Origin of the sequence: Kitasatospora sp. NPDC036755 (assembly GCF_040636595.1) — a bacterium.
In the GTDB taxonomy this organism is placed as follows: Bacteria; Actinomycetota; Actinomycetes; order Streptomycetales; family Streptomycetaceae; genus Kitasatospora.
The window spans coordinates 19741-40597 of record NZ_JBEZUT010000022.1 but is presented as its reverse complement, the minus strand read 5'-3'; the positions used below and the strand labels follow the sequence as shown (position 1 = coordinate 40597).

The following is a 20857-nucleotide window of genomic DNA, read 5'->3' as shown; positions in this document are numbered from 1 at the left end:
CACCACGTCCGGGGCACCGCCGCCATGGTGCCGTCCCCCTTCCCGGGGCGGCACCACCAGACCGGAGTAGACCAATGACTTCATCCTCCCCTGCCGCCCCGCGAGGCAGGGAACGCCGGCCGCGCGACAGCCGGGTCGGCGACAAGATCTTCATGAACCTCGCCCGGGGCTCGGGCATCCTGCTGCTGGTCATCATGGCCGCCATCGCGGCGTTCCTGACCTGGCGGTCGGTACTGGCCCTGAGCACCAACGAGGGCAACTTCCTCACCACCTTCGAGTGGACGCCGGACGCCCCGAAGCCGGTCTTCGGCATCGCCGTCCTGGCCTTCGGCACCATCGTCAGCGCCGTCATCGCGATGGCGATCGCCGTCCCGGTGGCCATCGGGATCGCGCTGTTCATCTCGCACTACGCGCCGCGCCGGATCGCCCAGCCGTTCGCCTACCTGGTCGACCTGCTCGCCGCCGTCCCCAGCGTCGTCTACGGCCTCTGGGGCGCGCTCTTCCTGGTGCCGCACCTGGACGGCCTGACCAGCTGGCTCGACGAGTACCTGGGCTGGACGTACATCTTCGACCAGACCAGGACCGGCACCCCGCGCAACCTGTTCACCGTCGGCATCCTGCTGGCGATCATGATCCTGCCGATCATCACCGCGGTCTCCCGCGAGGTGTTCCGCCAGGTGCCGCGGATGCACGAGGAGGCGGCGCTCGCGCTCGGCGCGACCCGCTGGGAGATGATCCGCACCGCGGTGCTGCCGTTCGGCCGCCCCGGCATCATCTCGGCCTCGATGCTCGGCCTCGGCCGCGCGCTCGGCGAGACCATCGCGGTGGCGGTCGTGCTGTCCGCCAGCAACGTCCTGTCGCCGCACATCCTGGACGCCGGCGGCGGCACCTTCGCGCAGAACATCGCGCTGAAGTTCAGCGAGGCCGGCAGCAACGGCCGCGACGCGCTGATGGCCTCCGGCCTCGTCCTGTTCGTCATCACCCTGCTGGTGAACGGTGCCGCGCGAATGATCATCGCCCGCCGCAAGGAGTACTCGGGGGCCAACGCATGACCGCCACCGTCGTCGTCGAGGACGCCCGGCCCGTCGGCCGTCCGCTGACCGCCAACCGCCTGCCCAAGTGGGCCCCGGCCGGCGTCGCCGCCGGCTCGATCATTCTCGGCTGCGCGATCGGCGCGGTCGCCGGGCTGGCCAGCCACCTCCAGTGGGGCCTGATCTCGGCCGTGCTCTTCCTCCTGGTCAGCTACGGCCTCTCGGCCCGGGTCGAGGGCCGCCGGCAGGCCAAGGACCGGCTCGCCACCTCGGTGGTCTGGGTCGCGTTCATCCTGGCCGTCGTCCCGCTGGTCGCCCTGACGGTCTACACCGTCCAGCAGGGCATCCACGTGTTCGACGGGTACTTCCTGAGCCACTCGATGAAGGGCGTGATCCCGTCCGGCCCGGGCGGCGGCATCTACCACGCGCTGATCGGCACCCTGGAGCAGGTCGGACTGGCCACCGCGATGGCCGCCCCGATCGGTCTGCTGACCGCCGTCTACCTGGTCGAGTACGGCCGCGGCACGCTCGCCAAGGCGGTCACCTTCTTCGTCGACGTCATGACGGGCATCCCGTCGATCGTCGCCGGTCTGTTCGTCCTCTCGCTCTGGAACCTCGCCCTGGGCTTCGGCTACTCCGGCTTCTCGGGCAGCCTCGCGCTGGCCATCCTGATGATCCCGGTCGTGGTCCGGTCCACCGAGGAGATGCTCAAGCTCGTCCCGAACGAGCTGCGCGAGGCCTCGTACGCGCTCGGCGTGCCGAAGTGGAAGACCATCCTGCGGATCGTCCTCCCCACCGCGATCGGCGGCATCACCACCGGTGTGATGCTCGCGGTCGCCCGCATCACGGGCGAGACCGCCCCGGTGATGATGCTGGTGTTCGGCGCCGACTACATCAACAGCGACCCGTTCAACGGCCCGCAGCAGTCCCTGCCGATGTACATCTGGCAGCAGTACTCGCAGGTCAACAACGACTTCGGCTACGCCCGTGCCTGGGGCGCGGCGCTGGTGCTGATCGCCTTCGTGATGGGGCTCAACCTCATCGCCCGGGGCATCGCCCGCTGGCGCTCGCCCAAGGGCGGGCACTGAGCGACCGACTGACGTACGAGACAGACGAGAGAAGCAAACGATCATGGCCAAGCGCATCGACGTCAGCGGACTGTCGGCCTTCTACGGCACCACCAAGGCCATCGAGGACATCTCGATGAGCATCGAGCCCCGCTCGGTGACCGCCTTCATCGGCCCCTCCGGCTGCGGCAAGTCCACCTTCCTGCGGACCCTCAACCGGATGCACGAGGTGATCCCGGGCGCCCGGGTCGAGGGCAAGGTCCTCCTGGACGACGAGAACCTGTACGCCTCCAACGTCGACCCGGTCGCCGTGCGCCGCTCGGTCGGCATGGTCTTCCAGCGCCCGAACCCGTTCCCGACCATGTCGATCTACGACAACGTGATCGCGGGTCTGCGGCTCTCCGGCGTGAAGAAGAAGTCCGTGCTGGACGAGGTGGTGGAGCGCTCGCTGAAGGGCGCCAACCTCTGGAACGAGGTCCACAACCGGCTGAACAAGCCGGGGGCCGGTCTCTCCGGCGGTCAGCAGCAGCGCCTGTGCATCGCCCGCGCCATCGCGGTCGAGCCCCAGGTCCTGCTGATGGACGAGCCCTGCTCCGCGCTCGACCCGATCTCCACCCTCGCCATCGAGGACCTGATCGGCGAGCTGAAGGAGCAGTTCACCATCGTCATCGTGACCCACAACATGCAGCAGGCGGCCCGGGTCAGCGACCGCACCGCCTTCTTCAACCTGGCCGGCGTCGGCCAGCCGGGCAAGCTGATCGAGCTGGACGACACCCAGCGGATCTTCTCGAACCCGCAGGTCCAGGCCACCGAGGACTACATCTCCGGCCGCTTCGGCTAGACCGGACCCCGTCGCCCTCCCCGGACCGGGGAGCGCGACGGACCGCGAGCTGTCCCGTGGTGCTGCATGGCGGTGCCGCCGCGGGACATGGAGAAGGGCCCGCCCCCGAGATGTGGGGGCGGGCCCTGCCCGTTCGCGTCCTGCGGGGCCGTCAGCCCCAGAACAGGTGGACGAACCAGTACATCAGCGCTGCGACGATGGCGGCCGCCGGCATCGTGATGAACCAGCCGAGCACGATGTTCTTCGCGACGCCCCAGCGCACCGCGCGGATCCGCTTGGTGGCCCCCGCGCCCATGATCGCCGCGGTGATCACGTGGGTGGTGGAGATCGGCGCCTTGAAGACGAACGAGGTGATGTACATGACCGCGGCGGAGGTGGCCTCGGCGGCGAAGCCCTGCGGCGGGTCCAGCTCGATGATCTTGCGGCCGAGGGTCCGCATGATCCGCCAGCCGCCCGCGTAGGTGCCCAGCGAGAGCATCGTCGCGCAGGAGATCTTCACCCAGACCGGGATCCCGTTGCCGGACTGGTGGCCGGAGATGGTCAGGGCCAGGACCACGATGCCCATGGTCTTCTGGGCGTCCTGGAGGCCGTGTGCCAGGGCCATCGCGGCGGCCGAGGCGGTCTGGGCGACCCGGAAGTTGCGCTTGGCGCGGTGCGGGTTGGCCCGGCGGAAGATCCACAGGATCGCCAGCATCACCACGAAGCCGCCGACCAGGCCGACCACCGGCGAGACGATCATCGGGATGATGATCTTGTCGAGGACCCCGCTCCAGATCACGTCGACGCCGCCGGCCAGCGCCGCGCCCACCATGCCGCCGAACAGCGCGTGCGAGGAGGAGGACGGGAGGCCGAAGTACCAGGTGACCAGGTTCCAGGTGATCGCCCCGACCAGGGCGGCGAACAGGATCGCCATCCCCTGGTCGCCGGTGGGGGTCTCGATGATCCCCTTGGAGACGGTGTGCGCCACGCCGCTGCCCAGGAACGCGCCGGCCAGGTTCATCACCGCGGCCATCGCCAGCGCCGCCCGGGGGGTGAGCGCCCGGGTGGAGACCGAGGTGGCGATCGCGTTCGCCGAGTCGTGGAAGCCGTTGGTGTAGGTGAAGAAGAACGCAACGCCGACGACGGCGATGAGTGCTGCCATGTCCACGGCGGTCAGGACTCCTTGACGGCGATGGTCTCCACCGTGTTGGCGACGTGCTCGAACGCGTCCGCCGCCTCCTCAAGGACGTCCACGACCTGCTTGAGCTTGAGGACCTCGATGGCGTCGTACTGACCGGAGAACAGGTGGGCGAGCAGCTTGCGGTGGATCTGGTCGGCCTGGTTCTCCAGCCGGTTGACCTCGATCCAGTACTCGGTGAGGTTGGACATGCTGCGCAGGTTCGGCATCGCCTCGGCGGTGAGTTCCGCGGCGCGCGCCAGCACCTCGATCTGCTGCTCGATCCCCTTCGGGAGGGTCTGGATGTCGTAGAGGACGACCAGGTCGACCGCCTCCTCCATGAAGTCCATGATGTCGTCCAGCGACGAGGCGAGGCTGTAGATGTCCTCGCGGTCGAAGGGCGTGATGAAGGACGAGTTCAGCTGGTGGAAGACGGCGTGGGTGGTGTCGTCCCCGGCGTGCTCGGCGGCGCGCATGCGCTCGACGATCTCCGCACGGGCCGACACGTCTGATCCCAGCAGCTCCAAAAGGAGCTTCGATCCGACGACGAGGTTCTCCGCCGCGGCGGCGAACATGTCGTAGAAGCTCGTCTCCTTCGGGGTGAGGCTAAAACGCACGGAAATCTCCGATGTGCGGGGTAGGGACTGAACGATGCTAGGTGCAACCAAGCGCAATCACGCAAACGGGTGTCGGGGAAGGAGCCGGAACCTCCCCTTCCGTTCGGCTGCCGCACCGGCTGATCCGGGCCGCACCGCCACGTGTGGACTCGATCCCTCAGTCTGACGGAACCTCGCCCGGATTGTCCTCGTCGTGCGCGCGGAAGAACCGGGGCGCCGCTCAGACGGGTGAACCGGAGCGGACACCTCCTCCCGGGCCCGACGGCACATGCCGGACCGGCCGTCGGAACACCACGGAGGGCCCGGGTGTTGGACACTGGGGGCCGACGCAGCCACCAGGCACTGAGACGAAGGCGGGGCCGATGACCACGACGCAAGCGCGCACCGAGCCGGAGCACGCGCAGGGGACCGACCCGCACGCCGGCCACACTCCGGCGGGGCACCACGGCCCGCACGGCTACAGCGCGCAGAAGGACGCCCACCTCAAGCGGCTGCGCCGGATCGAGGGCCAGATCCGCGGCCTCCAGCGCATGGTCGACGAGGACGTCTACTGCATCGACGTGCTCACCCAGGTCTCGGCCGGCACCAAGGCCCTGCAGTCCTTCGCGCTCTCCCTGCTGGAGGAGCACCTGCGGCACTGCGTCGCCGCGGCCGCGGAGGAGGGCGGCACCGAGCTGGACGCCAAGGTGGCGGAGGCCACCGCCGCGATCAGCCGCCTGCTGCGCAGCTGAACCGCCGGCCCTCCACCGCTCCGGAGACGCGCCCGGGGGCCCGCCGCTCCGGGGCCGCCGCTCCCGGGGCCCGCTAGCCGCCGGCCTCCCGGTCGACCGGCCCGGGCTCCGCCCGGTCCAGCAGCACCTCGTCGATCCGCTCGGTCGGCAGCCGGTCGCCGGAGCTGGCCGTCGCGGCGATCATCAGCTCGCCGGCCAGCTCGATCTCGTCGAGGGCCGCGTCGTCGTGGCCGCCGCTGCGGCCGCCCGTGGACGACACCACTCGCACCACCCCTTCAGTGCCTCGCCAGCCCGGGCGGCAGCCACCCGGAGTCCAGCCTAGGCACTTCGGGGCCCGCCCACATGGCACGGACGGGCCATCTCGGCGCCGCCGAAACGGGTGGCCGTCGCTCCCCGGACGGCCACCCGCCCCGGCGGCACCCCGTCTCGCCCCGGCACCGGAGCGCTGCCCCGGCGGCCCAGGGCGTGTCGGGCCCGCCCTACTTCGGGCTCTCCGTGGGCTTCATCTGGTAGATGTCCGAGGCCGAGGGCTCGGCCGCCTCGACCGGCTTGCCGAAGTCCGCCAGCGAGGTCGTCGACGTCACCTTCACCTGGTCCTTGGGCTCCTTCGAGCCGGCCACCCCGGCGAAGGTGAACACCTCGACCACCTTGCGCAGCCGGCCCTGGTCGTCCAGCCAGGCGTCGTACGGGACCTCCTTGACGGTGAAGGTCTGCGCACCCATCCGCAGACCGTCCCCGCCCCGGCCGCCGGTCGCGTCGGCGGCCTTCGCCAGGTCCAGGGTGCCCCGGTAGTGGTGCAGCGCGACCCCGTCGACGGTCTCGGTGCCCACCGCGTCCGCCTTCTGGGCCCCGCGCAGCGCCCCCGCGGCCGAGGCCGGGTCGGTCGCGCCGCTGCTGACCAGGTTGCCGTCGGGCAGCTGGCGCACGTCCAGCTTGACCCACTTGCCCTCGGGGACCTTGGCGCCGCTGTTCTGGAGGTAGACGGTGCCCGGCAGGACCACCTCGACGATCTTCCCGGTGGTCGCCGCGCCCGGCGGCACCTGGACCTCCAGCCGGCCGATCCGCTTCACGTAGTCGTAGCCGCCGGTGCCGCTGAACGAGGCCTTCTTCTCGGCCGACTCGGTGACCAGCTCGGTCGCGGTGCGGGCGGAGCCGGTGCGGCCGGTGATGTCGGCGGCGTTGCGCACCGCCGTCAGCGGGTCCGCGGCGAGCTGGTCGGGGGCGCCCGACTGCTGGTCGGAGGAGCCGCTGACGGCGCCGCCGGAGCAGCCGGCGGCCCCCGCCGCCAGGGCGGCGGCGAGCAGGGCGGCCCCGGCCGCCGAGCGCAGGTGCGCACCCGGACGGCCTGCCGGCCTCCCGGTGCGCTGCTGGTCGGTCATCTTCATCCTCGCGACAACCCCCTCGGGCCCGACTGCCCCGCCGGACCCCCTCGGGTGGGCAGAGCTCTTTCCGGGCAAACGAGTTGGGGCGAGAAGAGTCACGGGTGTCCGGGTCGCGGATCCGTCGCGGCCGGGGCGTCCGGCACGTTACGGTGAACCACGTGCACAGTGAGCTGCCGGTCGCACCCGGCACCGCCCGGATGCCCGAACACCACCTCACGGTCGGCGAACGCGGTTCCTTCGCCTTCGCGACCTGCAGCTGCGGCTGGTACTCCCCGGCCCGCCGCTCGCGCGACCTGGCCCGCCGGGAAGGGGCCGACCACCTCGCCGAGAACGGCGCCGAGCCGGACTGACCCCCACCGGGCCCCGGAGCCGCGGGGCGGGGTCAGGCCGCCAGATCGGACTCCGGCGGCTGCTCCCCGGTCCGCACCGCCCCGCGCCCGCGCCGACGGCCGCGCGGACCGGCTCCGCCCCGGGCCGCGCCGCCGCGCTCGGGCGCCCGGACCAGCGGGGCGACCGCCGTCCGGCTCAGCGCGTGGCAGAACGGCACCAGCACGGCCATCGCGATCGGCGCCAGCAGCAGCACCACGGCGACGGCGAGCGCGAAGCCACCGATCACGTCGGTCGGATAGTGGACGCCCATGAACATCCGGCAGAAGCCCTGGAGCAGCGCCAGCCCGCCGGCGATCCAGCCCAGTCTGCGGTTCACCAGGAACAGCGCCACCGCGACGCCCATGGTCATGGTCGAGTGGTCGCTGACGAAGGAGTGGGTGCCGGCCTTGCCGTCCACCAGGACCAGCAGCCCGGGATGGTCGACGAAGGGTCGGGGGCGGTTCACGATCGCGGCGATCGGCAGGTTGGCCAGCTCGGCGATCGCCACCGAGAGCGGCACCCAGAGCAGCCCCGCCATCGCCACCGGCGCGTCCGGACGGCGTCTCGCCTGGAGCCAGGCCACCAGGCCGAGCATCGCCAGACCGATCAGGATGCCGTACTCGCCGATCCACGAGACCAGGTGGTCCAGCCACTGCGGGGAGCGCTTGGCCAGGCCGTTGACGGCGTAGAGCAGGTCGAGGTCGGGGTTGGTCGTGTCGGCAAGCGGCGTCGACACGCCGCACCTCCTTCTGGTCTGCACCTGATCGTCATCGTCGTGGCGGGGCCCGTCCGGCGCGGAGAGCTGACGGCGGGCCACCGGAGGAAACGTCATTTCCGGGGCACAGCGTTCCACGGAAACGCGCGGTTATCGAAACTTGACTCAGCGTCCACAGTGCGCACACAGGTCCCGTCCGACCCGGCCGCACCGGGGGCTACCGGCCGGCCCCGGCGGGGCTCGGCCCGGCCTGCGCGGGCGGGGCGGCGGCCGCCGGCTGGGCGGGGGTCGCCGGGGCGCCGGCCGGGGCGGTGGGCTCCGTCCCGGCCGGTCGGCTCGGGGCGTTGACGGCGCCCTCGTTGTTGCGGGTGGGCAGCGCCTGGGCGCCGTCCGAGGTGACCCGGGTCGCGCCGATGTACTCCCTGGTGTCGATCTTGTCGTAGCGGATCACCGCGCCGGTGTGCGGCGCATTGATCATGTACCCGCCGCCGACGTAGATCCCCACGTGGTGGATGCTCCGCGGATCGCTCAGGTCCGTCGCCCAGAACACCAGGTCGCCCGGCCGCAGCTGGTCGCGCGACGGGTGCGGACCGGCGTACCACTGGTCGTTGGCCACCCGGGGCAGGGTGATGCCCACACTGGCGAACGCCGCCTGGGTCAGGCCCGAGCAGTCGAACCGCCCGTTCTGCGAGGGCAGCCCCTCACCGCCCCACAGGTACGGGGTGCCGAGCTTGGTCTGCGCGAAGTAGATCGCGGCCGACGACTGCGCGGACACCTCCAGCGGCGCGGTCGGGGAGGCCGGCGCCGTGAAGCTGCGGGCCATCGCCTGGATGTTCCGCACGTACCCCTGGGTCTCCTTGTACGGCGGCACCCCGTTGTACTTCTCCACCGCGCCCTCGCCGGCGTTGTACGCGGCCAGCAGGTTGGCCTGCGGGTCGCCGGGGACCTGTGCGACCCGTCTGGCGATCGCGCAGTCGTAGGTCGCCGCCGAGGCGATCGCGTCCAGCGGGTCCCAGACGTCCGCCCTGCCGTCCCCGTTGCCGTCCGTGGCGTAGCTGGGCCAGGTGCCCGGCATGAACTGCGCCATCCCCTGCGCCCCGACCCCGGAACGCGCCTTCGGGTCGAAACCGCTCTCCTGGTACAGCTGCGCCGCGAGCATCGGGGGGGAGATCTGCGGGCAGAGCGTTCCCCATCGCTGGATCGGGTCCTGGTAGGCCGCGGGGACCGTCCCGGGGGAGAGGGCGGAACGATTCGCCGACTGCTGCGGCGTCCCACTTGCCGCATAAGTCCCCATCGTCACCAGCCCGATGAACCCGAACGCAACAACTCCCGCAGCGGCGGCGGCCGTACCGGCCTTCCGGAGTACCATCAGCACCATCCCGACGAATCGTCAGTCGAAGTGTCCCGGAAGGCGTTGCTCACCGCAATCATCAGAGATACGAACAGTGAGCGCTATCCTTCGTACGGTGTACATCCTGGCGTACGTGTCCGATGCCTCACGACCAATTCGCGAGAAGTAGCCAAGTCGACATCAGATCTGGCCAAGAATAGGTACCGACCCTTCGCGCGGGCCGGGTCCGGGCCCTTGAATTTGCCTGATCGGGCGGTGAGATGGATATGAACCTGAGCAGCGTGCACACCAATGCGGTCGGCCACCTGGCCGAGGACCCCCCCAAGAAGCCGAACATCGACACCATCATCGGCGGAATCGCCCCGGATTGGGGGCCGTTCGCGACCCTCGGCTCGGAGGCGCGCGTGATGGTCGAGGTGATCATGGCCGTCGCCATCCTCGCCTGCCTGGGCATCGCGGTCTGGGGTGCGGCCAAGCAGCGGATCGGAGCGACCGCTATGCGCGACAGCTTCGGCGCCGAACAGGGCAAGGGGCTGATCGTCGCCGGACTGACCGGCGTGTTCATCATCGGATCACTCGGCACTCTGTTCACCATTGTCTACGGCATGGCCATCTGACGATCGGACAGCAGTAGTCCGAGCTGCCCGAGGCCGGGCCCCCGTCCGGACCCCACCGACGGCCGTCCCGCCAGGTACCCACCCCCGATCCCACCCTCCGTCCGCGCCCGCCCCCGGGTGGAGGGCCCCCGGAGCCGCCCCGGCTCCCCGCACCAGGAGGGCCGCCGTGCCGTTGTCCGACGACCAGCCGCGCACCCGCACGCGGCTGCCGGTCGGCGAACAGTCCTCCCCCCAGCAGAACCACCGTCAGTCCCGCCCGCTGCGCGGTCTGCTGGCCGTCCTGGTCGTCGTCACCCTGCTCGTGGTGGCCATCGCCATCGCCAACCGCGTCACACCCGGCACCGGAGGCGGAGACGGCGGCGGCTCCGCCGACCGCGCCGGCTCCGGCGCGGGCCCCGCCCCCAGCGGCGACCAGCCCGCCGGCACCACCGTCAACGGCATCCTCACCGGCTACCCGCACACCGAACCCGGCGCCCAGTCCGCCGCCACCAACTACGCGGTGGCGATCGGCTCGGCGGACATGTTCCGCACCGACAGCCGACACGCCATCGTCGCCACCATCGCCGACCCGGGCGCACTCGCGGGGCTGCAGAGCCGGCTGGACCAGGGGTTCGGCGGCGACACCGCCACCCGCTACGGACTCGACGCCCAGGGCCACGCGCCCAAGGGCCTCACCTTCGTCAGCCGCACGGTACCGGTCGGCGCCAAGTCGACGGGCGGCTACAGCGACGACGACACCAAGGTCGAAGTGTGGTGCACCGGCCTCACCGGCCTCGCCGGCGAGCGCTCCGTCCAGCCGGTGACCACCAACTGGTTCACCCTCACCCTCTCGCTGCACTGGACGGGCAGCGACTGGAAGCTCAGCGACTACACGAGCAGGCAGGGCCCCGCGCCGGTGCCAGCAGATCAGCAGGCCGCCACCGCCGATGAGATCACCGGCGCCGTCCAGCAGTTCGGGGGGTTCCGCTTTGCGCGTTGACCAGACCTCACGCCGATCCGGCGCACGGCGCCGAGTGGGCACCCTTGTCGGCGCGCTGGCCGCTCTGCAGCTGACTGCGCTGTCGGCAGCTCAGCGGGTGTTCGCAGAGCCGTCACCGACCCCGAAGCCGAGCGGAACGGGCAACCCCAATTGCCCGGACCTGCCGATTTCTGGCAGCGACATCCTCTGTGCTGACAAGCCCGGCGGTGGTTCCCTCCCCGGGAGTGGCACCGTCGGGGCTGTGACCGATCCGTTGGGGTCGTTGGCCAAGAGCTGTGCGCAGGCCGCGGCGTGGGTGGTGCGGAAGTTGTCGGGGGCGATCGACGGGACGACGCAGGTGGACTTCACCAATGCGTCGTTCCTGCAGCAGTACGCCGTGGTGTTCGCCGTGTCGACGGTGATCACGCTGGTGCTGTGGCTGCTGGCGGTGGCGAAGCGGGCGGTGCGGGGGGCGCCGTTGACGACGGCGTTCTCGGAAGCGATCGGCTTCCTGTGGCTGACGGTGGTGGCGTCGGCGTTCACGCCGTTGATCCTGTTCACCGTGGTGAGCGTGACGGACGGGCTGGCCAAGGCGATAGCGGTCGGGACGAAGACGGACACCGGGTCGTACCTGGGCGGGTTCGCCGACACGTTGGAGAAGGGTGACGTGGGCGGTGGTCCGCTGATCCTGGTGATCGTGTCGCTGGTCGCGGTGCTGGCGGCGGCGGTGCTCTGGATCGAGCTGCTGATCCGGGCGGCGATGCTGTACGTCGGCGCGCTGCTGGGTACGGCGGTGTACGCGGGGCTGGTGGACCGGCAGTTGTGGAAGCACGTGCGGCGCTGGGCGGGGGTGATGCTGGCGGTGGACCTGGCGAAGCCGATCATCGTGGTCATCCTGGGTCTGGCGGGTGCGGTGGCGACCGGGGCCGGGGCCGACGACGACTTCGCCCGGGTGTTGTCCGGGCTGGCGATCCTGTTCCTGTCGATCTTCGCGAGTGCCGCGGTCTACCGCTTCGTGCCGGGCTTCGGCGACGAGCTGCTGAACATGCGCGGGGCCCGGGCCAACGCCGTGCAGGCGGGTTCGGCGATGATCAACGGCACCGCGAACCTGATGAAGCAGGGCATCACCACCCATGGTGACCGCGGTCCGCAGGCGGCCGGTGGTGGTGGGGGTGCCGGCGGCGGTTCGGTCGCGCCGGGCATCGCCGCCCACGCCGGCCGGACGCCGTCCCCGCCGCCGCAGGGCGGGCCGCCGCAGGCCTCGGCCTCGATCCGCGACAGCAATCCAGCGAAGGGAGGGTGACGGGTAAGTGAGCAGTGAACCGCTCGGCCAGTACGGTGCCCAGTACGCCCAGCCGTACGTGCACCAGCGCCGCACCTACCTGATCGGCAAGGCCCGCCCGAACGCGCCGATCGGCCGGAACCGGGAGTCCGGCGAGATCATGCTGATCATCTTCGGGGCTTTCCTCGGGATGCTCTGGGGCTTGTTGATGCCGGTCCTGCCGCTGCGGATCGGCGGGCTGGTCGGTCTGCCGGCGCTCGCGATCGCGGCCGTGTACGTGCCGTACCGCAAGCGGACGTTCTACAAGTGGGTGGAGATCAACCGCACCTACCGCCGGACGGTCCGCAGCGGGCGGGCGGTGTGGCGTTCGGACGTGATGGACGCGGGCACCCGGTTGGACGGCCGGGAGGTGGAGGTCGGTCCGCCGCCGGGGGTGGGGCGGCTGCGCTGGCTGACGGCACCGTTCGGGCCGGACGAGGTCGGGGTGCTGATGCACCTGGAGCGGCGCACGGTGACGGCCGCGATCGAGATCGAGGGCCCGGGTGTCGGTCTGCGCGACTCGGAGGACCAGGAGGCCCTGGTCGACCGCTTCGGGACGCTGTTGAAGCACGTCGCGAACGGGGACGGCTTCGTGACCCGGCTGCAGATCCTGGCCCGGACGCTGCCGGCCGACCCGGACGCGCACGCCAAGGACGTCGAGCGCCGCGGGGACCCGTCCTCGCCGCGCTGGCTGCAGGACTCGTACGACCAGCTCCAGTCGATGGTGTCGACCTCCTCGGAGCAGCACCGGGCGTACCTGGTGGCCTGCATGCACTACACCCGTGACCTGGCGGCCGAGGCGCACGCGATGGGCCGGACGGCGACCGGGCGGCGGGCGCGGGACGACGAGGGGCTGGCGGCCGTGATGGCGCGCGAGCTGACCGACATCTGCGCCCGGCTGGCCGAGGCGGACATCCGGGTGCGCCAGCCGCTGGGCCAGGCTCGGCTCTCCTCGCTGCTGCACTCGATGTACGACCCGGACCACCCGATCGACCACATCCAGGCGATGTCCCGGCGCAATGCCTGGCCGGCCGAGCTGGACGCGACCGACCCGCAGTACCTGCAGGCGAAGACCCGGGAGTCGGCGACCCGGGAGCCGTGGTGCCACGCCACCGCGTGGGTCAAGGAGTGGCCGCTCACCCCGGTGGGCGTCAACTTCCTGGCGCCGCTGCTGGTGCACACTCCGGACGTGATCCGGACGGTGGCGGTGACGATGGACCTGGAGCCCACCGACGTCGCGATCGAGCGGATGCTGACCGAGAAGACCAACGACGAGGCCGAGGCCAGCCGTGCGGCGAAGATGAACCGGACGGTCGACCCGCGTGACCTGGCGCACACCGGCCGGGTGGACCAGCGCGGTGACGACCTGGCCTCCGGCGCGGCCGGGGTGAACCTGGTCGGCTACATCACGGTCTCCTCGCGCAACCCCGACGCGCTGGCCCGCGACAAGCGGACCATCCGGGCCTCGGCCGGCAAGAGCTACCTCAAGCTGGAGTGGTGCGACCGCGAGCACCACCGGGCCTTCGTCAACACCCTCCCGTTCGCCACCGGCATCCGCCGCTGAGCCGCCCGGGCGCACCCGCCCGACCCCGCACGTCCGCCCGACCCCGCCCGACCCCGCACGTCCGTACGTCCACCGCTGACCCGTCAGGAGGCCGCCCATGGCGCTCGGCAACCTCACCGAGGCGTTCACCAGCCTGATGTTCGGCAAGGTGGAGACCACCCGCCTGCCGGTGCGCACCTCCACCGGCCAGGCGCAGGCCGTCTATCTGCCCACCGCCGCCCCCGGGTTGGGCGACTCCGGCGTGATCATCGGGCGGGAGGTGTACAGCGGCAAGGGGTACGTGTACGACCCCTTCCAGCTGTACGGGCAGCAGCTGCCGGCCCCGCACTGGCTGGTGCTCGGCGAGTCCGGCAACGGCAAGTCGGCGCTGGAGAAGACGTACGTGCTGCGGCAGTTGAGGTTCCGGGACCGCCAGGTCGTGGTGCTGGACGCGCAGGGCGAGGACGGCGTGGGCGAGTGGAACCTGATCGCCAACGCGCTGGGCATAAAGCCGGTCCGGCTGGATCCGATGGCGGCCCGGGACGGCGGGGTGAAGCTCAACCCGCTGGACCCGGCGATCACCCAGACCGGCCAGCTGTCGCTGCTGCGCACCATCGTCGAGGTGGCGATGGGGCGTGGGCTGGAGGAGCGGGCCGGCTTCGCACTGAAGGCCGCGCACGCCCACGTGGTGTCCTCGGTGAAGGATCGCCAGCCGGTGCTGGACGACATCATCGACACCCTGCGCAACCCCGAGCTGTCCTCGGTGGAGTCGCTGGGCGTGGCGGTGGGCGAGGTGCAGTCCTGGGGTCTGGACGTGGCGCTGGTGCTGGACCGGCTGGTCGACGGTGACCTGCGCGGCATGTTCGACGGGTCGACCACCGACGGCATCGACCTGGACGCGCCGCTGATCGTCTTCGACCTCTCGCACATCGACCGCAACTCGATCGCGATGCCGATCCTGATGGCGATCGTCGGGGTGTGGCTGGAGCACACCTGGATCCGGCCGGACCGGAAGAAGCGCATCTTCCTGGTCGAGGAGGCCTGGCACATCATCAACAGCCCCTTCGTGGCGCAGCTCTTCCAGCGGCTGCTGAAGTTCGGCCGCCGGCTCGGCCTGTCCTTCGTCGCGGTGGTGCACCACCTGTCCGACGTGGTGGACGGCGCGGCGGCCAAGGAGGCTTCGGCGATCCTGAAGATGGCCTCCACCCGGACGATCTACATGCAGAAGGCCGAGGAGGCGCGGGCCACCGGCCGGGTGCTGGGCCTGCCGCGCTGGGCGGTGGAGATCATCCCCACCCTGTCGCCGGGCATCGCGGTCTGGGACGTCAACGGCAACGTCCAGGTGGTCAAGCACATCATCACCGAGGCGGAGCGTCCGCTGGTCTACACCGACCGTGCGATGACCGAGGACGCGGTGGCCGAACGGGAGCGCGCGGAGCGGCAGTTGGCCGCGGAGCCGGGCGTCTGAGCGGGTCCCGGGGGCGTCTCTCCGCAGGGTTCGCACTCCGCGGACGGCGATGGTTCGTCAGGAGGTAATGCTCTCGTTACGTCCGACGTCCTGACAGCTACGCGCGTTGACCCTAGGCTTCGCAGTCGCAACACATGCCCGTACGCCGATGCTGTCCGCAGCCGGTACTCCTTCCAAGGTGCAGGGGAACCCTTCATGCTCACCGCCAGATCCCGACGGACGGCGCTCGCCGTCGTCGCCGCCGCAGGTCTGTTCGGCACGGTGGCCGTGCCGACGGCCGCCCAGGCCGCCGACGCCAACGCCAAGCGCCACAAGACCGTCAACCTCCAGCTGCTGGCGATCAACGACTTCCACGGCAACCTGGAGCCCCCGGCCGGCTCGTCCGGCACGATCAAGGAGATCGACCCGGCCACCGGCAAGGAGGTCGCCACCCCGGCCGGCGGCATCGAGTACCTGGCCACCGAGCTGCGCAAGGCGCGGATCCCGGCCGACGACTCGATCACCGTCGCGGCCGGCGACATCATCGGCGCCTCCCCGCTCACCTCGGCGCTCTTCCACGACGAGCCGACCATCGAGGCGATGGACAAGCTCGGCCTGGACGTCACCTCCGTGGGCAACCACGAGTTCGACGAGGGTGCGCAGGAGCTGCGGCGCATGCAGGAGGGCGGCTGCCACCCGACCGACGGCTGCTACGAGCCCGGCCGCACCTTCAAGGGCGCCAACTTCAACTACCTGTCGGCCAACGTCACCGACGAGAAGACCGGCAAGCCGCTGCTGGCCCCGTACTGGGTGACCAAGTCCCAGGGCGTGAAGGTCGGCTTCATCGGCGTCACCCTGGAGGGCACGCCGAACATCGTGACCGCCGAGGGCGTCAAGGGCCTGAAGTTCGCCAACGAGGTCACCACGATCAACAAGTACGCCGCCGAGCTCAAGGCCAAGGGCGTCAACTCGATCGTCGCGCTGATCCACGAGGGCGGCTACCCGGCCGGCAGCGTCTACAACTACGACTGCGGAGCGGCCGGCCAGGGCGTCTCCGGCCCGATCGTCGACATCGCGAAGAAGATCGACCCGGCGGTCGGCGCCATCGTCACCGGCCACACCCACAACGCGTACGCCTGCAGCATCCCCGACCCCAACGGCGTCCCGCGCTCGGTGACCAGTGCCGCCTCCTTCGGCCGGCTCTTCACCGAGATCGACATGAAGCTGGACAAGACCACCGGCGAGATCGTGCGCCCCTCGGTCAAGGCCGAGAACCACGTGGTGCGCCGCACGGTCGACAAGGCGCCCGACATGACGGCGCTGGTCGACCGCTACTCCAAGCTGGCCGCCCCGATCGCCAACCGGCCGATCGGCTACATCGCCTCGGACATCAACGGCCGCGGCAACAGCGACCTGGAGAAGCCGCTCGGTGACGTGATCGCCGACGCGCAGCTCGCCGGGCTGGCCCCGGCCGACAAGGGCGGCGCGCAGGTCGCCTTCATGAACCCCGGCGGCATCCGCTCCGACCTGGTGTACAAGGCCTCGGGCGGCGAGGGCGACGGCGTGGTGACCTACGGCGAGGCGTTCACCGTCCAGCCGTTCACCAACATGATGCAGGTCAAGACGCTGACCGGCGCCCAGCTGATCCAGCTGCTCCAGCAGCAGGTGAGCGGCTCCAACACCGCCGCGCCGAAGGTCCTCCAGGTGTCGTCGAACCTGCACTACACCCTGGACATGCGCAAGACCGGTGCGGACCGGGTGGTCCTGGACTCGGTCCGGCTGAACGGCGCCCCGGTCGACCCGGCCGGCAGCTACCGGGTCGCGGCCAACGAGTTCCTGGCCGGCGGCGGCGACGGCTTCCCGGCCTTCGCGGCCGGCACCGACAAGCTGGTCGGCGCCTCGGACCTGGACGTCTTCGCTGCCTACCTGAGCGCCCACAGCTCGGCGGCCTCGCCGCTCCGGGCGCCGGCGCAGGACCGGATCAAGGTCATCGGCCCGGGCAGCGACATCGACTGACCGGAGCCGGCTCCCGGAGGGGGCGGGCGGGGCGCTGTCGGGGCGCCCCGCCCGCCCCTCCGTCATTCCGGGGCGGGGCCGCCGGGCAGCCGGACGGTGGCCAGCGCGCCCGGACCGCCGTCGGGGGCGGGGCCGAGGGAGACCTCGCCGCCCGCCTCCCGGACGCTCTGGGCGACGATCGACAGCCCGAGGCCGGAGCCGGGCAGCTGGCGCGAGGAGGGCGAGCGCCAGAACCGGTCGAAGACGTACTGGAGTTCGTCCGGCGGGATGCCGGGGCCGTGGTCGCGGACGGTCAGCACGCCCTGGTGCAGCCGGACTTCGATGGTCCCGCCGGGCGGGCTGTACTTGACCGCGTTGTCCAGCAGGTTGATCACCGCCCGTTCCAGCCCGGAGGCGTCGCCGTGCACGTACCAGGGGTCGGTGTCGGTCTCGAAGACGAGCCCGGGGCCGCGGAGCTCGGCCCGTTCGACGGCCCGTCCGGCGATCTCGTGCAGGGCGACCACGGTGAGGGCCGGGCCGCTCTTCGGGGTGTCCGGGCGGGAGAGCTGGAGCAGGTCGCCGATCAGGACGGTGAGTTCCTGCATCTGCGCCTTCATGTTGCCGAGCAGCTTGGTCCTGGTCGCGGCGGGCAGCGGGCGGCCGGTCCGGTCGCTGCGGATCAGCAGGTCGACGTTGGTGCGCAGGGAGGTCAGCGGGGTGCGGAGCTCGTGCCCGGCGTCGGCGATCAGCCGGGTCTGCCGCTCGCGGGAGTTGGCGAGGGCGGTGCTCATCGAGTTGAACGAGGCGGACAGCCGGGCGATCTCGTCGTCGCCGCGCACCGGGATGGTGGTGCCGACCTCCTCGGTCCGGGCGATGTGCTCGACGGCGCCGGTGAGGTGGTCGACGGGCTTGAGCGAGGAGTGGGCGACCAGACGGCCGGCGATGGCGGCGAGCAGGATGCCGCCGGCGGAGACGGAGCCGAGGAGGATGGCGAGGCCCTGCAGGGAGTCCTCGACGGGCTGGGTCGGCGCCGCGACCATGACCAGGACCGGCGGGTAGCCCGGGTTGACGTTGGGGTACCAGGCCAGCCGGACCATGGCGGGCTTGCCGTCGGTGTACTGCCCGTCGCGGATGACGGGCTGGGCCTTCTTGAGCGCGAAGACCTTGGCGTCGCTCGGCTGGATGACGACCGCCCGCTTGGCGCCGGGCGGCAGGCAGACCTGGGTCAGGTCGGAGGACACGTTCTGGGTGTCCCGCAACGGCGGGCTGCCCAGGTCCGACGGCGGACGGCTGCTCCGCGGGGTGGCCAGCGACAGGGCGAGTGCCTCCTGCGGCGTGGATCCGCAGGGGATGTTGCCGTTCTTGGACAGCGGTTCCGGCTCGGCGCTGAGCAGGTCGGTGCGCACCTGGTCGTACAACTGCTTCTCCACGATGAACCAGCACGCCAGCGCCGACAGCGCGATCGCCACCGCCACCGCGGCCGCGCTCAGGAAGGTGAGGCGGCTGCGCAGCGAGCGGGAGCGGAACCAGTGGACCAGGCGCTGCCGGCGGCCCGGCGTGCGGGGCGGGGTCAGTGGAGGGGGCGGAACGTTGTTCACGCGCTCGTGCCGGCGGCCGGGCGCAGGGCGTAGCCGACGCCGCGGACGGTCTGGATCAGGCGGGGCATGCCGCCCTGCTCGGTCTTGCGGCGCAGGTACATCACGTACACGTCCAGGGAGTTGGAGGAGGGCTCGAAGTCGAAGCCCCAGACCGCCTTGAGGATCTGTTCGCGGGTGAGGACCTGGCGGGGGTGGGCGAGGAACATCTCCAGCAGCATGAACTCGGTGCGGGTGAGCTCGATCGGCTTGCCGGCCCGGGTGACCTCGCGGGTGGCGGTGTTCATCCGCAGGTCGGCGAAGGCGAGCACCTCGCTCTCGTCCTCGGCGGCGGCGCGGGCCGCGGCCTCGACGGCGAGGGCGTTGCGGCGCAGCAGGGCACGGACGCGGGCGAGGAGTTCGTCGAGCTCGAAGGGCTTGGCGAGGTAGTCGTCGGCGCCGACGTCGAGGCCGGTGACGCGGTCGCCGACGGCGTCGCGGGCGGTCAGCATCAGCACCGGGACGGTGTCGCCGCGCGAGCGCATCCGGCGGACGGCGGTGAGGCCGTCCATCCGGGGCATCATGATGTCCAGCAGGACGAGGTCGGGCCGGTCGCGTTCGACGGACTCCAGGGCTTCGTAGCCGTCGGTGGCGGTGGCGACCTCGTACCCCTCGAAGGCGAGGCTGCTCTCCAGGGCGTCCCGGAGGGCGGGTTCGTCGTCGACCACGAGGAGCCGGGCGGAGGGGTGGCCGGCCTCGGCGGCGGTGCGGTCGTCGGCGGACGGGGTCATGGGCGGGTGCCCTTTCTCGTCGGTTGGGGGGCCTGCTGGGAGCAATTGTCCGTCTCAGGGAGTGCGGATCACAGACTCTGGCCGGCTTCGAGCTTCGGCAGGACCTGCTTGATGTCGTTGATCGGGATGGCGAAGCCGAGGCCGACGCTGCCGGCCGAGCCGCTGCCGGAGGAGCCGGAGCCGCCGGGCGCGTACATCGCCGAGTTGATCGCGATGACCTGGCCGCCGGCGTTGATCAGCGGGCCGCCGGAGTTTCCGGGGTTGAGCGCGGCGTCGGTCTGGAAGGCCTTGTAGGTGGTGGTGCTGCCGCTGTCCGACTGCGGGGCGGTGCCGCGCCCGCCGGGCAGGCCGGGCAGGAAGGGGAGGCCGAAGCCGCCGTTGCTGCTGGTGCTGCCCTCGTCGAGCTGGACGGTGACGTCGCGGTTCTCGGCGCTGATGATGCCGGAGGTGACGGTGCCGGTGAGGCCGTCGGGGTTGCCGATGGCGACGACCGGGTCGCCGATGGCCACGGCGGACGAGTCGCCGAGGACGGCGGGGGTGAGGTTCTTCGCGCCGGTGGCGGTGATCACGGCGACGTCGAGGGCCTTGTCGGTGCCGGTGACGGTGGCCCGGGCGGTGGAGCCGTCCTTGAAGGTGACGGTGATCGTGCCGCCGGCGGCCGCGGTGTCGATCACGTGGTAGTTGGTGAGGATCTGCCCGTCGGTGTTCAGGACGACGCCGGTGCCGGTGGCCGTGCCGTTGCCGTTCTTGACGGTGATCTGGACGGTGCTGGGCGAGACGGCGGCGGCGACGGCGGCCACGTCGGCGCTGCCGTCGGAGCGGGCGGAGACCGGGCTGGCGATGGTCCCGACGCGGTTGCCGGAGCCCTGCCGGTCGGTGGCGACCAGTCCGCCGGTGACCCCGCCGAGGACGGCGGCGACCGCGGCGACGGCGGTGACCATGGCGAGCCGGCCGCGCAGCAGTCCGCGCCGGGCCCGGCCGCCGTGGTGGCCGGGGCCCTCGGGGGAGTCCGGCCCGAGGATCGTGGGCGGCTCGGGCGGGATCGGCGGGGGAGGCGGCGGTCCGTCGAAGCCGCCGTCGGAGTGGTCCTCGCGGTAGCCGTACCCGGTGTCGTGGCCGGTGCCGTACCCGGTGTCGTGGCCGTACCCGGTGCCGTGCTCGTACCCGGTCGGGCCGGTGGCGCTCGCGCCGGCGCCGAGCACGGTGCCCTCGATCACCCGGGGCTCCTGGGCGCGGTACGGCCCGTCCTGCGGGTGGGGCTGGTACGGGCCGTACTGCTCGCTGGGGTGCCGCTGCTGTTCGCTCATGACGACCAAGCTCGACCCGGTGCATGAGGAGTGCATGAGAACCG

At 71.5% G+C, this 20857-nt stretch carries 20 protein-coding genes; 11 read left to right on the top strand and 9 right to left on the bottom strand.

Translation table 11 applies throughout. The features are described from left to right. Nucleotides 1-74 precede the first annotated feature (74 nt). The 3 genes from pstC to pstB are packed head-to-tail and all read left to right on the top strand — an operon-like array spanning nt 75 to nt 2939. A complete protein-coding gene (pstC, locus tag AB0E96_RS05720) occupies nt 75-1052 on the top strand; it encodes a phosphate ABC transporter permease subunit PstC (RefSeq protein WP_359818926.1) in 978 nt (325 codons plus the stop codon). Next, nucleotides 1049-2119 carry a phosphate ABC transporter permease PstA gene (gene pstA, locus AB0E96_RS05715; protein ID WP_359818923.1) on the top strand — a complete coding sequence of 357 codons (1071 nt, stop codon included), beginning with the start codon at nt 1049-1051 and terminating at the stop codon, nt 2117-2119. The genes pstC and pstA overlap by 4 nt, the downstream gene beginning before the upstream one ends. A 43-nt stretch (nt 2120-2162) precedes the next feature. Beyond that, nucleotides 2163-2939, top strand: coding sequence for a phosphate ABC transporter ATP-binding protein PstB (pstB, locus tag AB0E96_RS05710; protein ID WP_359818921.1), 777 nt, complete (start codon nt 2163-2165; stop codon nt 2937-2939). Nucleotides 2940-3090: 151 nt separating this feature from the next. Here the strand turns inward: pstB and AB0E96_RS05705 are convergent, their stop codons facing one another. Next, the gene (locus AB0E96_RS05705; RefSeq protein WP_359818918.1) at nt 3091-4086 is read right to left on the bottom strand and encodes an inorganic phosphate transporter; all 996 of its coding nucleotides are present in this window, start codon (nt 4084-4086) and stop codon (nt 3091-3093) included. 5 nt (nt 4087-4091) lie between these two features. Further along, nucleotides 4092-4712 carry a DUF47 family protein gene (locus AB0E96_RS05700; RefSeq protein ID WP_030059626.1) on the bottom strand — a complete coding sequence of 207 codons (621 nt, stop codon included), beginning with the start codon at nt 4710-4712 and terminating at the stop codon, nt 4092-4094. Nucleotides 4713-5074: 362 nt separating this feature from the next. Here AB0E96_RS05700 and AB0E96_RS05695 point away from each other — a divergent pair, with 362 nt between their 5' ends. After that, on the top strand, nt 5075-5443 hold the full coding sequence (locus AB0E96_RS05695; protein WP_359818916.1) for a metal-sensitive transcriptional regulator: 369 nt from the start codon (nt 5075-5077) through the stop codon (nt 5441-5443). A gap of 73 nt (nt 5444-5516) precedes the next feature. Here AB0E96_RS05695 and AB0E96_RS05690 read toward each other — a convergent pair whose 3' ends face one another. Continuing rightward, nucleotides 5517-5702 (bottom strand): hypothetical protein, encoded by a 186-nt coding sequence (locus AB0E96_RS05690; protein WP_359818946.1) that lies wholly within the window; start codon nt 5700-5702, stop codon nt 5517-5519. 220 nt (nt 5703-5922) lie between these two features. Then, a complete protein-coding gene (locus AB0E96_RS05685; protein ID WP_359818914.1) occupies nt 5923-6822 on the bottom strand; it encodes a hypothetical protein in 900 nt (299 codons plus the stop codon). A 161-nt stretch (nt 6823-6983) separates the two neighbouring features. Between AB0E96_RS05685 and AB0E96_RS05680 the strand changes: the two genes are divergently transcribed. Next, complete coding sequence (locus tag AB0E96_RS05680; protein WP_359818955.1) at nt 6984-7175, top strand: hypothetical protein; 192 nt, start codon at nt 6984-6986, stop codon at nt 7173-7175. A gap of 32 nt (nt 7176-7207) precedes the next feature. On the opposite strand, the gene AB0E96_RS05675 is transcribed toward AB0E96_RS05680, so the two are convergent. Then, nucleotides 7208-7930 carry a phosphatase PAP2 family protein gene (locus tag AB0E96_RS05675; RefSeq protein WP_359818912.1) on the bottom strand — a complete coding sequence of 241 codons (723 nt, stop codon included), beginning with the start codon at nt 7928-7930 and terminating at the stop codon, nt 7208-7210. A 196-nt stretch (nt 7931-8126) separates the two neighbouring features. Further along, nucleotides 8127-9278, bottom strand: a complete 1152-nt coding sequence (locus AB0E96_RS05670) for a bifunctional lytic transglycosylase/C40 family peptidase (RefSeq protein ID WP_359818944.1) — start codon at nt 9276-9278, stop codon at nt 8127-8129. Nucleotides 9279-9526: 248 nt separating this feature from the next. Here AB0E96_RS05670 and AB0E96_RS05665 point away from each other — a divergent pair, with 248 nt between their 5' ends. The 6 genes from AB0E96_RS05665 to AB0E96_RS05640 all read left to right on the top strand — a co-directional run bounded on the left by AB0E96_RS05665 (nt 9527) and on the right by AB0E96_RS05640 (nt 17162). Beyond that, nucleotides 9527-9877, top strand: coding sequence for a hypothetical protein (locus AB0E96_RS05665; protein WP_359818909.1), 351 nt, complete (start codon nt 9527-9529; stop codon nt 9875-9877). A gap of 166 nt (nt 9878-10043) precedes the next feature. Then, on the top strand, nt 10044-10856 hold the full coding sequence (locus AB0E96_RS05660; protein ID WP_359818907.1) for a hypothetical protein: 813 nt from the start codon (nt 10044-10046) through the stop codon (nt 10854-10856). A 34-nt stretch (nt 10857-10890) separates the two neighbouring features. After that, complete coding sequence (locus AB0E96_RS05655; protein WP_359818905.1) at nt 10891-12138, top strand: hypothetical protein; 1248 nt, start codon at nt 10891-10893, stop codon at nt 12136-12138. 7 nt (nt 12139-12145) lie between these two features. Next, nucleotides 12146-13720, top strand: coding sequence for an SCO6880 family protein (locus AB0E96_RS05650; protein WP_359818903.1), 1575 nt, complete (start codon nt 12146-12148; stop codon nt 13718-13720). Nucleotides 13721-13817: 97 nt separating this feature from the next. Further along, nucleotides 13818-15167: an ATP-binding protein gene (locus AB0E96_RS05645; protein ID WP_359818900.1), complete on the top strand. Its 1350-nt coding sequence runs from the start codon at nt 13818-13820 to the stop codon at nt 15165-15167. A 195-nt stretch (nt 15168-15362) separates the two neighbouring features. Then, the gene (locus AB0E96_RS05640; RefSeq protein WP_359818898.1) at nt 15363-17162 is read left to right on the top strand and encodes a bifunctional metallophosphatase/5'-nucleotidase; all 1800 of its coding nucleotides are present in this window, start codon (nt 15363-15365) and stop codon (nt 17160-17162) included. A 62-nt stretch (nt 17163-17224) separates the two neighbouring features. Here the strand turns inward: AB0E96_RS05640 and AB0E96_RS05635 are convergent, their stop codons facing one another. The 3 genes from AB0E96_RS05635 to AB0E96_RS05625 form a co-directional block, all read right to left on the bottom strand. Further along, entirely contained in the window at nt 17225-18739 is a 1515-nt protein-coding gene (locus tag AB0E96_RS05635) for a HAMP domain-containing sensor histidine kinase (protein WP_359818895.1), read from the bottom strand. Next, nucleotides 18736-19506, bottom strand: a complete 771-nt coding sequence (locus AB0E96_RS05630) for a response regulator transcription factor (RefSeq protein WP_359818892.1) — start codon at nt 19504-19506, stop codon at nt 18736-18738. Before AB0E96_RS05630 ends, AB0E96_RS05635 begins: the two co-directional genes overlap by 4 nt. Nucleotides 19507-19574: 68 nt before the next feature. Beyond that, entirely contained in the window at nt 19575-20813 is a 1239-nt protein-coding gene (locus AB0E96_RS05625) for a trypsin-like peptidase domain-containing protein (protein ID WP_359818889.1), read from the bottom strand. Nucleotides 20814-20857: the final 44 nt, after the last annotated feature.

Coding starts and splice junctions, on each gene's coding strand:
- pstC (WP_359818926.1), top strand. CDS start 75: ATGACTTCATCCTCCCCTGCCGCCCCGCGAGGCAGGGAACGCCGGCCG.
- pstA (WP_359818923.1), top strand. CDS start 1,049: ATGACCGCCACCGTCGTCGTCGAGGACGCCCGGCCCGTCGGCCGTCCG.
- pstB (WP_359818921.1), top strand. CDS start 2,163: ATGGCCAAGCGCATCGACGTCAGCGGACTGTCGGCCTTCTACGGCACC.
- AB0E96_RS05695 (WP_359818916.1), top strand. CDS start 5,075: ATGACCACGACGCAAGCGCGCACCGAGCCGGAGCACGCGCAGGGGACC.
- AB0E96_RS05685 (WP_359818914.1), bottom strand. CDS start 6,822: ATGACCGACCAGCAGCGCACCGGGAGGCCGGCAGGCCGTCCGGGTGCG.
- AB0E96_RS05670 (WP_359818944.1), bottom strand. CDS start 9,278: ATGGTACTCCGGAAGGCCGGTACGGCCGCCGCCGCTGCGGGAGTTGTT.
- AB0E96_RS05665 (WP_359818909.1), top strand. CDS start 9,527: ATGAACCTGAGCAGCGTGCACACCAATGCGGTCGGCCACCTGGCCGAG.
- AB0E96_RS05645 (WP_359818900.1), top strand. CDS start 13,818: ATGGCGCTCGGCAACCTCACCGAGGCGTTCACCAGCCTGATGTTCGGC.
- AB0E96_RS05640 (WP_359818898.1), top strand. CDS start 15,363: ATGCTCACCGCCAGATCCCGACGGACGGCGCTCGCCGTCGTCGCCGCC.
- AB0E96_RS05630 (WP_359818892.1), bottom strand. CDS start 19,506: ATGACCCCGTCCGCCGACGACCGCACCGCCGCCGAGGCCGGCCACCCC.
- AB0E96_RS05625 (WP_359818889.1), bottom strand. CDS start 20,813: ATGAGCGAACAGCAGCGGCACCCCAGCGAGCAGTACGGCCCGTACCAG.